Origin of the sequence: Clostridioides sp. ES-S-0123-01 (genome assembly GCF_020658415.1) — a bacterium.
Classification (GTDB): domain Bacteria; phylum Bacillota; class Clostridia; order Peptostreptococcales; family Peptostreptococcaceae; genus Clostridioides.
Genome location: NZ_JACVWD010000002.1, coordinates 603054 through 618152 on the forward strand (window position 1 = coordinate 603054; position 15099 = coordinate 618152).

11 protein-coding genes, 1 pseudogene and 1 riboswitch are annotated in these 15099 nt (G+C 29.6%); of the genes and pseudogenes, 3 read left to right on the top strand and 9 right to left on the bottom strand.

Going from position 1 to position 15099, the window contains the following annotated elements; genetic code table 11:
* Positions 1-16: 16 nt before the first annotated feature.
* The 7 genes and pseudogenes from IC175_RS06200 to IC175_RS06230 all read right to left on the bottom strand — a co-directional run bounded on the left by IC175_RS06200 (position 17) and on the right by IC175_RS06230 (position 11093).
* Positions 17-310, bottom strand: coding sequence for a CBO2463/CBO2479 domain-containing protein (locus tag IC175_RS06200; protein ID WP_227433709.1), 294 nt, complete (start codon positions 308-310; stop codon positions 17-19).
* Positions 311-391: 81 nt separating this feature from the next.
* Positions 392-2269 carry a D-proline reductase (dithiol) proprotein PrdA gene (prdA, locus tag IC175_RS06205; protein ID WP_227481872.1) on the bottom strand — a complete coding sequence of 626 codons (1878 nt, stop codon included), beginning with the start codon at positions 2267-2269 and terminating at the stop codon, positions 392-394.
* Positions 2270-2409: 140 nt separating this feature from the next.
* A pseudogene (locus IC175_RS06210) lies at positions 2410-2826 on the bottom strand (D-proline reductase (dithiol) proprotein PrdA); the annotation flags it as partial.
* A gap of 442 nt (positions 2827-3268) precedes the next feature.
* The gene (prdR, locus tag IC175_RS06215; RefSeq protein ID WP_227433706.1) at positions 3269-5029 is read right to left on the bottom strand and encodes a sigma-54 dependent transcriptional regulator PrdR; all 1761 of its coding nucleotides are present in this window, start codon (positions 5027-5029) and stop codon (positions 3269-3271) included.
* 355 nt (positions 5030-5384) lie between these two features.
* A complete protein-coding gene (locus IC175_RS06220; RefSeq protein ID WP_227851293.1) occupies positions 5385-7508 on the bottom strand; it encodes a Cys-Gln thioester bond-forming surface protein in 2124 nt (707 codons plus the stop codon).
* Positions 7509-8097: 589 nt separating this feature from the next.
* Positions 8098-8183: riboswitch (cyclic di-GMP riboswitch) on the bottom strand.
* Between the two features lie 441 nt (positions 8184-8624).
* A complete protein-coding gene (prdC, locus tag IC175_RS06225; RefSeq protein ID WP_227851294.1) occupies positions 8625-9938 on the bottom strand; it encodes a proline reductase-associated electron transfer protein PrdC in 1314 nt (437 codons plus the stop codon).
* A 390-nt stretch (positions 9939-10328) separates the two neighbouring features.
* The gene (locus tag IC175_RS06230; protein WP_227481869.1) at positions 10329-11093 is read right to left on the bottom strand and encodes a polysaccharide deacetylase family protein; all 765 of its coding nucleotides are present in this window, start codon (positions 11091-11093) and stop codon (positions 10329-10331) included.
* 290 nt (positions 11094-11383) lie between these two features.
* On the opposite strand from IC175_RS06230, the gene IC175_RS06235 reads away from it, so the two are divergent.
* Both IC175_RS06235 and IC175_RS06240 read left to right on the top strand, forming a co-directional pair.
* The gene (locus IC175_RS06235) at positions 11384-11587 is read left to right on the top strand and encodes an alpha/beta-type small acid-soluble spore protein (protein ID WP_003422115.1); all 204 of its coding nucleotides are present in this window, start codon (positions 11384-11386) and stop codon (positions 11585-11587) included.
* Positions 11588-11777: 190 nt separating this feature from the next.
* Positions 11778-12314 carry a DUF4364 family protein gene (locus tag IC175_RS06240; RefSeq protein WP_009891708.1) on the top strand — a complete coding sequence of 179 codons (537 nt, stop codon included), beginning with the start codon at positions 11778-11780 and terminating at the stop codon, positions 12312-12314.
* A 3-nt stretch (positions 12315-12317) separates the two neighbouring features.
* Here the strand turns inward: IC175_RS06240 and IC175_RS06245 are convergent, their stop codons facing one another.
* Positions 12318-13184 (bottom strand): YncE family protein, encoded by an 867-nt coding sequence (locus IC175_RS06245; protein WP_227433702.1) that lies wholly within the window; start codon positions 13182-13184, stop codon positions 12318-12320.
* Between the two features lie 148 nt (positions 13185-13332).
* Between IC175_RS06245 and IC175_RS06250 the strand changes: the two genes are divergently transcribed.
* Positions 13333-13578, top strand: coding sequence for a TIGR03905 family TSCPD domain-containing protein (locus tag IC175_RS06250; RefSeq protein WP_227433701.1), 246 nt, complete (start codon positions 13333-13335; stop codon positions 13576-13578).
* Between the two features lie 140 nt (positions 13579-13718).
* On the opposite strand, the gene IC175_RS06255 is transcribed toward IC175_RS06250, so the two are convergent.
* Positions 13719-15017 carry a bifunctional folylpolyglutamate synthase/dihydrofolate synthase gene (locus tag IC175_RS06255; RefSeq protein ID WP_227851295.1) on the bottom strand — a complete coding sequence of 433 codons (1299 nt, stop codon included), beginning with the start codon at positions 15015-15017 and terminating at the stop codon, positions 13719-13721.
* Positions 15018-15099: the final 82 nt, after the last annotated feature.

The following is a 15099-nucleotide window of genomic DNA, read 5'->3' on the forward strand; positions in this document are numbered from 1 at the left end:
AAACGATTAATTATTATTATTTTTCTTCTTCTTGCTTCTTTTTAGCTTGCATTTCTGCTTGCTTTTCTTTTTCTCTCCTAATATTTTCTACATACTCATGATTAGGTTCTGGACTTAATACCTCAGGATAGCTTAGCATGAATCCAACCTCTTGACCTATCTTAAGTTCGTAGTCAGTTATAAGCATTCTATTAGGTATTTTAAATTGTCCAAGTCTACCTTTTAGGTCTATAGTTACTCCACCACCCATGATTTCGACTATAACACCCTCATAAAAAGTCTCTGATGAGATATATTTTAATCTATCCATTATAATTTTACCTCTCTATACTTATTTTAAACTTGGATCTAAATTTATATTGTTATCTAAATCTTAGTTATTATCTAAATTTTAGTTTTCGTCTTTTTCGTATATTTCTCTTCTCTTCTTACTCATTGGTAAAGATTGCTCATTATCTTCTAATACTATTTTTTCTCCTGTAGCTTTTTCTATAGCCTCTATGTTATTTAACTTAACATTTGGATTCCATTTTCTTTCAGGAGCTTTAACTTCTACACCTGCAATAGCATTTTTAAGCATAGCCATGATTCTTATAGCCTCTTCTGGAGCTAATGTATTGTTTGATAATATTTCATTTTCTATACCTTGCTTAGACTTGTTATTGTCTACCATGTGAGTCATGTATTTATTACCAACAACTAGAGCACCTTGAACTGCTGAATAAGTTACACCAACTACTGGTATACCTCTCATACCTATTTGCTCTATGTGAGATGCGAAATCTATATGGTTGTTTCCGAAACCTTCAGTAGTTACTACAGCTCCATCAACTTCCATAGCTTCAACTAACATACCTAATCTCTTAGATACATAGAATTTCTCAGCATTTACTTGTGGAGAACCAACAAATACAACACCTACTAAATCTATTTCTTCATCTTGCATAGCTCTTATTACTAATGGCTCTCTCCAGTAATGTCTTGACATTTCTTTTGATGCAGGTCCTATACAAGTTAATGCATGGATACCACCATCTAATACTTCAAGTGGAGATAATACAACTGGCATGTTTCCTAAGTCAACGTTTGGTTGAGCTCCTAATGTACCAACTGGTTCAACTGGTAATATTAAGTTATCATGCATTGCACCTTGTCCCATTATTTCTTTTATAACAACAACTTTCTTTTTACCTTCTCTTCTATATTGCTCGATTACTTCTTCATCTACTACTAAAGAGTTGTCAACTTTCTTTAAAGCTTCTCTTATCTCTTGAGTTATATAATCAAAAGCACGGTGAGCAGCTAAAGGTCCTGGTCTTTCCATGTTAGTTCCAGCTTTTATTGTTACTTGACCTTTGATGAATATTTCACCTTTGTCAGCAGCACCTGGTCTACCCCACATTATAGTAGTGTTTAATTCACCTTCTGAAGAACCGAATTCACCTATTTGAACTCCATCTTCATCTGTACCAGTTAATACCATTATAGCTCCATCTATAACTCTTGTTATACCTGAACCTAATTCGCCTTCTTCTTTAGTAGCGATTGGTTGTATATCTAATACAGCCTCACTGTAAGTTTCATACTTATCAGGAGTTATTATTTCTAATTTAACATCAACAACTAATTCTTGAGTGTCATTAGCTTCCTTACATATTTCTGCTGCATTTCTGATGTATAAAGTAGTTCCTTCTATTTTAGTTTCATCAGCAAATTCAACTTTGTCTATTTTAAAGTGTTTTTTAGTTAAGCTTCTTAATAATTTCTTTTCTTCAGCTTTTGGAGCTACTTCTGCTACTGCACCTGCTACTGGAGCAGCAACGTTTGCTACTGGAGCAACAACTCCCGCTTGACCAGCTACTGATAAAGGTATTTCTAAGCTTATATCTTTACCTTCACCTATGTGTATTTTAACTGTTTCACCTAAAACTCCTGTGCTTACTGGCACTACTGCTTCTAAAGCTGCTGGAGCTTCTTCTACTACTGCTTCTTCTACTACTTCTTTAGCTTCTCCTGCTTTGTATCCTTCTACATTTTCTGTAGTCATTGGAGATAGAGCATCTAAAGTTTCTTTTAACTTAGCTCCTAGTACTTGACCTATAGTTAATCCATTTTCTGGTATTGTTAATAATCCAGAATCCTCTAAGTCTGCAAATATTGCTGGATCTTCTAAGTTTTCTGGTGCTATTATTGTTCCCGCTTCAAATCTACAACAACATACTGCTGGGTCATTTGCATGGGCTTGAGCTGTTTCTAAAGTTATTGACATAGTATAAAATACCTCCTTACATTATTTTCTTATTTATTATTTTAAATCTCGATTCCTCAACAGGTAACCCCTTAACTGAGGAATCAAGTAAATTAAAACCGGCTTTAATAGTTATATTTCAACTATTATTTTTGTGGTACTACTCCCATTTGAGCAGCTATTTTCAAAGGTATTTCTAAGTTTATATCTTTACCTTCTTTTATGTGTATTTTTATTACTTGACCTGTTGTAGCTTGAACTGTAGCACCTTGAGCTACTGGAGCTTCTACTTCTTTAGCAGATTCTTCAGCATCTGTTTCTGCTACTTTATATCCTTCTACATTATCTGTAGTCATTGGAGATAATGCATCTAAAGTTTTTGTTAATTTAGCTCCTAATACTTGACCAACTGTTAAATGATTTTCTGGAATAACTAATAATCCTGAATCTTCTAAATCTCCAAATATTGCTGGGTCTTCTAAGTTTTCTGGTGCTATTATTGTTCCTTCTTCAAATCTACAGCAGCATACTGCTGGATCATTTGCATGGGCTTGAGCTGTTTCTAAAGTTATTGACATAATAAAATGCCTCCTTCATTTGATTTTTAATTTATATTGATGCCCTAACACTCTTAATAATTAACATATTTACTGTTCCCTACTAACAGCCCTAAGTGTTAAAACTTTTCAACTTACATAAATCGTCATAATTAATACTATTTTTTTCTCATTTGAAGTCACTTTATATATAAGCAATTCCTATGCCAACTTATTAACAAAAAGATATTTTCTATAATACAACCTTCCTCTATCGCTATTTTTAGCCAAATATTATATAACTATTTATTTACAACACCCTGTTTTTTATGTTTGGAAACATTTTCTCAAAAGAAAAAAAGTGTCAATTAATCAACACTTTTTTTTTTTTTTTAACACAGTCACATATATCACACTACTCCAAACATTGATTTTGCTTGGTTTGAAATTAAAGATTATTATTTTGTCAAAATTTAGTCATGTGTCATATTTTAGACACATCTATTTTATACTGATCTATCTTATAATATAACGTGGTTCTCGGTATGTTTAATATTTTAGCAGCTTTAGCTTTATTTCCATTAGACATTTTAAGTGCCTTTGTTATATTTTTTACTTCAATCTTTTGAGTAGCTTTCGTCAAATCTAGAGGATATTCTTCTTCCTCTGTATTGTTATTTCTAGAATCCATCATATAGCTTGGTACATCATCTACTTCTATTCTAGGATTTTGGGATAGGACAACAATATTTTCAATTGTGTTTTTTAATTCCCTTATATTCCCTTTCCATCTATAATTTTGAAATATATCAATTACATCTTTACTTATTGTAAGAACAGGCTTATTGTTTTGTTTGCATATTTCTTCCAAGAAACTATGCACTAATAATCCTATATCTTCTTTTCTCTCTCTAAGAGGTGGTATTTTTATTTCTACAACATTTAATCTATAATATAAATCTTCTCTAAATTTTTCTGCTTTTACCATTTTTTCTAAATCTTTATTAGTAGCTGATATTATTCTAGGATTTATTTTTATTGTAGTATCTCCACCAACTCGTCTTATTTCTTTTTCTTGCAATACTCTAAGCAATTTAGCTTGCATACTAAGAGGTAAATCTGCGATTTCATCCAAAAATACTGTTCCATCCTTCGCAAGTTCAAATATACCTATTCTACCTTTTTTACTTGCTCCAGTGAATGCACCTGATTCATAACCAAAAAATTCGCTCTCAAATAATTCATTTGGTATAGCACTACAGTTAACAGGTATAAATTGACCTTTTCTTTCACTATAATCGTGAATAGCTCTAGCAAATACTTCTTTACCTGTACCACTTTCGCCCCAAATGAATATACTACTGTTGGTTCTAGCTACTTGTTTTGCAATCGCTTTCGATTTTTCCAATTTATAACTTTTACCTAAAATCTTGTCAAAGCTACCTTTAGATAAATTTTTTACTTCATCTTTTAAATATTTTAATGTATCATTTACTTTTTCAAGTTCAAGAGCTAATATCTTAGCTTCTGTAACGTCTACTTCAGTACATACAACACCAATGAATTCTTCTTTATAAAATATAGGATTTGCATGAACTAATGCATACATGTTTTCTTTTTTGTCAGTAAAATATAAATCACTCATACCGACTTTACTATTTAGTACTTTTTCTGAAATAGTATTTTCCAAAAACTCGTTCATCGGTCGACCCACTATGTCTTCAGACTTTATATCATACCTTTCTTCCATAAAATTATTCCATAAAATTACAACACCTTCATTATTTATAGCACAAATTCCTTCTTTAATCTGACCTATAATGTATTTTAAAGTTAATCCATAATCTTCTAAATGCATGTATAAATAATCTCTAATATGCTCTTGTTTCAAGACACCAATGATTTTATTATCTCTAAGCACAGGAAGAATACCTATATTTTTTAATATCATTATATCTCTACACTCATCTAAGGTTAAGCCTTCACTGACATATATAACATCTTTTTTCATTATAAGTTTTACTGGTTGGCCTTCATATTTTTTATGCATCTCATAAAGATTATGTATATCAGTCATAGATATAATTCCTTTTAATTCACTAGATGAATCTATTACCATTAGAGTTTTTGTATTACTTCTTATCATTTCTTTTATTGCACTTTCTATTTTTGTGTCTTCGTCTATAGTTGTAAATTTTGTATCCATTACTTCTTCTACTTTTTTTACTTCTGGTATCGAAAACATAAAGTCCCCCCTTTATAGTAGTACCTCATCAAAACTTATTTATATATATTTATTCTAGCATATTATAATAATAATTTATTGAATAATTAATATTAAAATTTCTTAAGAGATTAATATCTAAATTTGTATAATCACTAAAATTGACTTATAATTCATACAAATAAAATCAAATGAATTATATACTTAGTACATTACTTTTTCAATACTATTTTCACCTTCAAACCATTTTTCTATTCATAAAACAGTTAGTGTACACTTTAAAATAAGTTATACTTACGCAAAAAAAATGTCTCAAAACGATTTTTAAATCAATTTGAGACAATGTATTTTTAAACTTAATAAGTAATAATCTAGATTAATTTTTTGCTCTTTTACAATGATACCCTAATCCACAAATTGCAATTATGCCAATAAATACATATGACATTATTTGAGTTTCGTCACCTGTTTTTGGTGATTTTACCACAGTATCATCTGTTGGTGGTACTGATGTATCTACCACAGTATCACCTGATGGTGGTACTGGTGGATTTACCACAGTATCATCTGTTGGTGGCACTGGTGGGTTTATCACAGTATCATCTGTTGGTGGTACTGGTGGGTTTATCACAGTATCATCTGCTGGTGGCACTGGTGGATTTATCACTGTGTCATCTGTTGGTGGTGATGGCTTATGTCCATTTGAGTCTCCTCCTCCTGATGGTGGTACTGGTGGATTTACAGTATCATCTGTTGGTGGCACTGGTGGATTTACATCTGAACCTCCATCTGTTGGTAAACCTATATTAAAGTTAACTTCTTCACCATTCTTTTGTTCTATTGTATAACTCAATAAATTTTGCTTACTAGCTGGTAATAAAGATGAATGGTCTTTCTCTCCAAAATCAAAAACTGACTTATAATATTGAATAGCTTTAGGGAAAATATAATCATAAGATACTGCAGAGATATTAGCCTTTGAATCTGGCTTTTCAACACTTTTAAGTTTAAATTTATGTTGTGTTGAAACTTCTACTTCACCTGTACCTATTATATTGCCCTCTTCGTCATAGGCAGTTACTCCATTTGGCAATCTTAACTTAACTACACCACTATAACCCACTAAAGCTATAGCTTCTGTTTCATAAGTTCCATCTTCATTTTTATCAAATTTAATATCAGTTGAACCATTGCTTAGGCTAGGTTTTCCTGTATCATCTGGTTTTAGTTGTTTATGACCTGCATCTAACAATGCTTCTAAATAAGCTTTTATATTTATTGCTTGTTCTTTACCTTTTTGATATTCAACTTTTTCTTCTTCAGTCTTTGCACTTTCTATAAGTATATCATAAAAGTTTATACTTCCTTGATATTGTTTAAGTTTTGCTTGTTCATCCACTTGTCCAAGCATAATCCATATTGCACTTTGAGTTGCTGAATAAACTGCACCTTCATTTTCTTCTCCACCTAAATTGAACTGTTGTTTATATCCAAATCCATCAAATTCAGAACCTGCATAGATTATAGATTTAATTGCATCTTCATTTTTATTTTCTTGACCATTAAAATCTTCTGCTGGTAAATATGGACTCTTACTATCACTGGTTGGAGCTTTTAGATGATTATTATAACAAAATGCAGTTTGTTCGCCATCTTCTCCATCTATTATATATTTGTTATCTTTAGTACTTGCGCCTATAAGACCCTCTACTATATAATCAAAAGTTAACGTCTTTGTAATATCATCAAATCTTATATCATAATAAGGTCTATTTGAACCATCTTCTTTTAGTAAACATGTATTTTTTACTTTTGCTTTTTTATCATACCATAGATGTAAATTTTGATCTTTTGAAGTAAGTACTTGTCTAATTTCTGATTGTTCATCTGTTTTTACAGATTCTTCATCTTCCCAGAAATTATATACAATTTTAGTTATCTGAGATAAAGTCATATCAAGAATTTTCTCAATATTTTGCTTTAAGTTCATTTCTTCTACTACTAGTTCTTCTTCTGGAGTTTGTTCATCCGATGGTTGTTCTCCCTCTGGAGTTTGTTCTTCTAAAGGCTGTTCTCCTTCTGGAGTTTGCCCCTCTGATGGTTGCTCTCCCTCTGGAGTTTGCCCCTCTGATGGTTGTTCTCCCTCTGGAGTTTGCCCCTCTGATGGTTGCTCACCCTCTGGAGTTTGTCCCTCTGATGGTTGTTCCCCTTCTGGAGTTTGTCCCTCTGATGGTTGCTCTCCTTCTGGAGTTTGTCCCTCTGATGGTTGCTCTCCTTCTGGAGTTTGTCCCCCTGATGGTTGTTCTCCTTCTGGAGTTTGCCCCTCTGATGGTTGTTCTCCTTCTGGAGTTTGCCCCTCTGATGGCTTCTCACCATCAAGAACTACATCTTTGCCCTTCATTTCAGCAGCGTAAGATACTATTGGCGTAAATGTAGCAAATACCATACTAAAAGCGATGGCTAAACTAATTATGCTTGATTTTTTAATTTTTACTTTCAAAATTCTCCTGATACTAAAAATATATATTGTATCTATCTAATATAATTCAAAATATTATATTCTTGTATAGATTTGATTCCACAATACATCTTTAGCGTGTTCAATTAGGGTCGTTAATCCTAACCAGTTCTCTAATGAACTTCTTAATATTTCTATTAAGCACAGACTATATCATTACCTAATAATTAGGTACTCCCCATTTCCCCACACTTGTAGGTACGAGATTTCTCTCTAGTCGTTGAAGTTTCTTCTTTTCGAAGCTTACCTGCTGATTATCCATTTTTAAGGCACTTAGGATTTAACCTTATGCTATCTAACTAATTTTTTCTACTTTCGTAACCATCAAGTATCTATCAAATAGACACTCTATCACATCTATCCTTATTTCATGATTATGTTGTGGTTTAGTTAGCTTTAGGAACTTCCAGCAATTAAAGGAGTTTTGGGCAGATGTTCTGCCACTCTACACTCTTTATGAATGTAGGGAGCTATTTCAAAAATATATTTTATATTTATTTATATTTACTATGATTTATGTACTTTATTATATCTGTTTATATATTTTTGATAATTAAAAGTTACTCCTATTTATATTTATAGCAGGTTGCACTACTAACTCCATATATCCCTTAAGTGCCCAAATTTAAGATATACTTCAAAGTTTCTATAAATAGGTTTTTGTAATTTTTATTTTTTTAATATTTTGTTCAATGCTTTAACTCTTTAAGTGCACTTTTTATGAATGTATTAAAATACAAACTAATATTTCAAAATAATTTTTCTAATATAAGACAAAAATTCGTTTCTATACTAAAAAAGATACCATGGAGTATCTTTAAATAACACAAAAACTTTTACTCTATTGGATAGTTAACTAAATTTAATTTATATATGTCAACACAAATCACATACTTGAGCTTTACTATTTTTGTCTGATATAATTTTAATAGCTATTGTCATTATTATACAATATAGATTAATTTTTGTCTATTTTTTCCATTTCATTTATATATTTTATAAATTTAACTTATATATTACATAAAAAAACATCCTCAGAAGTAATTTTTAAGACTCACTTCTAAAGATGTTTTTATTATATGATTTTACATTAATTAATTATTTTATTTTTAATCTTACGTCACCTTTTATTCTTCTTATTAATGGGTGATTAACTGTTCTCATTACATGGTCAGTTATATGATATACACCTAATTTTAATTTTGGTGCAGAACCCATTACTGTATTACTACAGTCAGTACAGTTACCTATTAATATAACTTCTGCTCCAGCTTTTTTAAATTCTATACATTTTTGAGCTTGTCCTGGACAGTGTCCTGGATTTTCACATTTTAATGCACCTTTTATTTCTTGAGCTTGTTTACATTTTTGAACTGATACTATATCAGTAACGCCCATTTTAGCTGCTATGTCTCTCATTCTTTCTTCGTTAGGTCCACATGCACAGACTAAAAGACCCATTTTTCTCTTTTCATTAACAAATGGCATAGTAACTATTATACCACCACTAGTTTTAGTTATTGGAGTATCTAAAGTAGTAGCTTTTCCTGTGAAAGGTCCTCCTAGGATTATTTCACCATATTCACCTTTTATTCCACCAGCTCTTTCAATTAATTCTCCAACAGTAGTTCCAATTGGCACATCTTCAAATACTATAGATTCTTTTCCACTGTTTAATTGACCAACTACAGTTATATTTTTAGATATAACTGGTCTTTTTTGCTCAACAGCTTCTACTATTCTAGTTAATGTTTCCACGTTTATTACTACTGCATTAGCTTCTGAAGGTAATTGAGTTGGCTCAAGTAATTTTCCTAGAACATCTCTTACTATAGCTCTTTCTTCTCCCATTGGGTACATATCAACTAGTTCAGCAACTTCTATATTATCTCCTGGTTTTATTACTTTTTTGAATGCTGCTATTGCTTCTGGATGTTTGCTTTTTATTGCTAGCATACCTTTTCCAGCATTAGTAACTTCCATAGCATATTTTATACCTTTGTAAACTATTTCTGGATTTTCTTCTATTTCTTTTATGTTATGAGCTAGTAAAGGTTCACATTCAGCTGCATTTGCTAATATTGTTCCACCTTTTAAATCTATGTTTAATTTTATATGAGTAGGGAATCCTGCTCCACCCATTCCTACAACTCCAGCTTCTTTGATTAAGTCAAGTATACTTTCTCCTTTTAATGGTTCAAAAGTATCATCTTGTACTTCATCAGCTTCAATTACTATAGCTTGGTCATTTATTTCACTTATTTTTCCACTAACACTGGCATAAATATTTGCTCCTAATCCAGCTGGTTCTGCGATTAGAGTTCCTTTTTTTACTACATCTCCAACACTTACTACTGGCTTATCTGGACCACCAACGTGTTGTTTTAATAAAATAGAATATAGTTTGTTCAACTAGTACGCCCCCTTAAATATATTAATTTTTTTTATAAGCTGTTCAAATAATATTAATCTTGTTTTTCTATTACAAGACTTTAACATATTGTTTATTTCTATAGAACATATCGCTTATTATCAAAGCAATTTCTATGCCAACTTTTAAACAAAGTTATACCCTTTGAAAATACTATCTTACAGCGTTTATAATTCAATTTAATCATTTAAACCCAATAAAAAAAAGTCAATTATTAGACGTTTTTTTTACTGATTTAATCTATAATTATTGATATTACATACATACATAAAAAAGTGTCAAAAAACAGACACCGTCTTTTTATCGACACTTTTCTAACATATACTATATAATTTTCCACAACACTGCTAAAAATATACATTTATTAATTATTAATTTTTTAGTTTTTGTACTCCATTAGAATCAACTATGTAATTGTCTTTATATAATAAATCAGATATTTTTACTAAGCTATATCCATCTTTTTTAAGTCTATTTATTATGGTGTCCAAATAGTTATCTACATCATTTATATTAGCATGAAATAAAACTATTGAACCAGGCTGAGCTTCTTTTATTACTTTTTCAATTACATGATTTGGGCCAAGCTCTTTCCAATCTATCGAATCTACATCCCACTTAATTACTTTATAACCTAAATCCCCACAAATGTCCATAGCTTTATTGTTTACGTCTCCAAAAGGTGGTCTAAATAGATTAGTCTTTTTACCTGTTATGCTAAATATTTTTTCCGATGTAGTTTCTATTTCTTCTTTTATATCCTCTTTTGATATCTCTTTTAAATTAGCATGTGTATTTGAATGATTTCCAATCTCATGTCCTTTTTCATCTATAGCTTTAACAATTTCTTTGTTATCATCCACCCAACTACCAACTAGAAAAAAAGTAGCTTTTATGTTATGTTTATCCAAAATTTTAAGAATATCATCCATGTTATCAGTTCCCCAAGCAACATCAAAACTCAGAGCTATCTTTTTCTCATTTGTATCAACTCTATATATAGGCATTTTTGAGTTATCAGATTTAGAGCACACATATTTTATTCCATAAACAAGAGCAAATATTAGTACCAATAATAATGAAAAAAATAAAACACTATATATTAAAGCTTTAGTTCTCTTAACTTCTCTTTTCATACTGTTCCCCCTTTTAAATAAATTCTTCTATATTTAAAATTTATTTTTTTTTAGCTCAAAAAAGTACTGTAATATTTAATTTATAGGACAACAAATAAAAAAATAAACTCTATATTAGGCCAATTAAATCCTTTAAAATACTACTTTTTTTAATTTTTTTATATTTTTTACATTTTTACCTTTATTTTTCTGTATATATTATTTTTATTTTGGAGAAATTAGTATTAACATCACATAAATAAAAGTGTTGTTAGACATCATAAACTAATTATTTAAGGAGGAAATTTACTATGTCAAATTCAAACAGAACAGTAGTGCCAGAAGCAAAAGCAGCTTTAAATCAAATGAAATTAGAAATAGCTAACGAAATAGGTTTATCTAACTATGAAAACATAGACAAAGGTAACTTAACAGCTAGAGAAAATGGATATGTTGGTGGATACATGACTAAGAAATTAGTTGAAATGGCTGAAAGACAAATGGCTGGAAAATAGATAGTAAATTTTGACACCTGGGTATCAACAGGGCTGCCGATTGGTAGCCCTGTTTTCTTGTCTTCATTTATAAAATTAATTTTATATAATTTGTTAAAGATTAATGATACTATACAAATTATTCTTTTAATTTTGTATAAATTAGTTTAATATATTATATATAGAAATAGTTTGACGGAGGATGATATTTATGTTTGAAAACTCATCTGAAGAATTAGCTTATCACAAACTTTTAATTTTGTATATATTGGAAAAAATTAAAATGGATTTAACTAATTCTCAAATAACTCAAGTAGTATTAGAGACTGAAATGATGAATTACTTTTCATTACAACAGCTTTTATCTCAGCTTATGGAATCTAAGTTTTTGACTACATATAAAGACTCTGACAGAGAATATTATGCTCTTACTCAAAGAGGTGTAGAAAGTCTAGAATACTTTTTTAATCGAATACCTACTAGTGTTACTGAAAAAATAGACAAGTATATAGATTCTAATAAAGAAAATTTACTAGCAGATACTCAAGTAAAATCTAGCTTCGTAAAACAAAGTGATAATGAATTTATTGTCAATCTTAGAGTCATAGAAAATCAATCTAACTTAATAGATTTAAATCTAAATGTTTCATCAGAGAAACAAGCAAAACTTATTTGTAACAATTGGAAAAACAATGCATCTTATATGTATGCTGAAGTTATCGACTTACTTATAAGAGACATACATTAAGGCCTACAAACAAACTATAGTTGTAGGCTCTTTTCCTACCTTGATTACTTTTATTAATTTATTATTTGCAGTTTCATATACTTTAACTGAGTTTTCTTGAGTATCTGATACAAATAATAACTTTTCATCTTTAGATATTTCTAATCCCTGAGGAATTCCATCTATTTCAATATTTCCAATATATTTACTTGTTGTATAATCCAAAATTCTTACATTATTATAACCCAAGTCAGCAACATAAACTTTTTTCCCACTATAATTAAACCTTATTTCTACTGGCAATAAGAATTCATATAATACCTTTTTTATATCCATACTTACTTCATCAACTATTACAAGCTTTCCATCAAGTGTTGATATATACATTTCTTTCTTTTGTTTATCAAGTGCTATATGCCATGCTCTAAAGTCCATATTGATTTTCTTTTGTATACTTTTATTTATTGTGTCTATACATACTATCGAATTTATACATGGTACATATAACTTTTTACTCTCTCTGTCAAAATCAAATCCATGTGGCATATTATCAACACCAATGATTCCTATTGGATTTAATGTATTTTTATCCAACACATATATGCTATTTGAATCTTCATTTGCTACAAATAGCTCATTATCACTAAGCATAACTTGACTAAGACTTCCTCCTATAGAAACAGTATCAATTATTTTATCATTACTTAAGTCTAAAACATATAGTATTCCATTGCTCGAACTAGGTATGTATATCAAATTTTTTTCCTTTTCTATGCAAAAATGATGTGGATATATATTATCCTCTAATACTATTTCTTTTTCTAGTTCAAGTGTAGAATAATCAACTATACTAATGCTCTTTGATAGGTAGTTAGAAATATAGATTTTCACATAACCCCTCCTCTCTACAATACATATACTACAATAATATATTATTTTATTAGCTTGTATTATGCTTTATAGTTGCATTATTATACATATATTTGGTATTATTATTGATGTTGACACAATGAAATAATAATTAATGGAGGTCTTTTTTATGAAGGTTACTTTTAACCCAAGTGGTGTTTGTTGTAGAGAGATGTTTTTTGAAGTTGATGAAAATAATGTGATTGTTGATGCTGAGTTTATAGGCGGATGTAATGGAAATTTATTAGGGCTTAAGAGTTTAATAATTGGTCAAAATGCTCTTGAAATTGCTGATAAATTAAATGGTATTGATTGTGGAGGTAAGGGTACTTCTTGCCCAGACCAATTATCTAAAGCTATTCGTCAATCTATATAGATATTACTAATATATAGTGATACGCTAATCTAAAAACTGATTTCATTAAAAAAGGAGTTGTCTATTATTTTAGCCAACTCCTCTTTATATATCTTTTATTTATATCCATATATTTATATCTATGTATTTATTTTATAAGATTATAATTTCTTTACCAAAGTTCTAACTGTGCCTATCATATATAAAGAACCTGCACTTATTATAATATCATCTTTGTTTGATGTTTCCAATGTATAATTAACTGCATCTTCTATTTCATGCTTTGATGTTACATCACTTACATATTTTAATATTTTTTCTTTTAATATATCTGAATTTATAGCTCTTGGATTATTAGGAGTTGTTGTCACTACTTTGCTAAATTTAGGCATTAGTATGTCCAAGACACCATCAATATCTTTATCTTCCAACATGCCTATTAATAAAGTTAGTTTTTTGTCTTTAAAATGTTTATCAAGTGCTTTTGCTAAAGATTTTGCTCCATCTTCGTTATGTGCTCCATCTATTATAAATATTGGACTTTCTTTTATCTTTTCTATTCTTCCTGGCCATTTAGTAGTTATAAGACCTTTTCTTATAGATTCTTCACTTATATTATCTAATTTTTTTATATCTTTTAGATATTTTAGTACACTCATTGCCAATATAGAATTATTTATTTGATGTTCACCTATCAACATTATTTCAAGATTCTTATAAGTTTCTCCCATTATATTACAGTCATATATTTGAAAGTTTATGTTTGATTTTTTTATATTTATATCATCAAAATTAACTTCTATGTATTTTGCATTTTTTTCTTTGCAAACTGACTTTATAACATCCTTTGCTTCATCAGTCTGGTCATATACAAGTACTATTCCATTTTCCTTTATTATACCAGCTTTTTCATATGCTATTTTTTCTATTGTATCTCCAAGTATTCCTGTATGGTCTAAACTTATAGATGTTATTACACTTACAAGTGATTTTGTTATTATATTTGTAGCATCATATCTTCCACCTAATCCAACTTCTAAAGCTACAAAATCTACTTTCTGCTCGGAATAGTAATAAAATGCCATTGCAGTAACCACTTCAAATTCAGTTGGATATGCATAACCTTGGCTTACCATGACTTCTATCTTTTCTTTTATTAAACCAATTATTCTAGCAACATCTTCTTGTGGTATATTCTCTCCATTTACTCTTATACGCTCAGTAAAAGTTTCTAGATATGGAGATGTGTATAAGCCGACCTTATATCCACTTTCTCTTAATATATTAGAAATAAAAGAACACACTGAACCTTTTCCATTAGTTCCAGCTACATGTATTATATTTAAAGTTTCTTGTGGATTTCCCAACAGTTCTAATAATTTTCCAATATTCTCTAACCCTAATCTTATACCAAACTTATTGGTTTGTGATATATATTCTAATGCTTCTTCATATTTCATTATCTAATTCCCCCTGTATTGGCATTTTATTTTATGTTATCTAATTATAGTATATTTTTAACTTTTAATCTACTGACAAAGA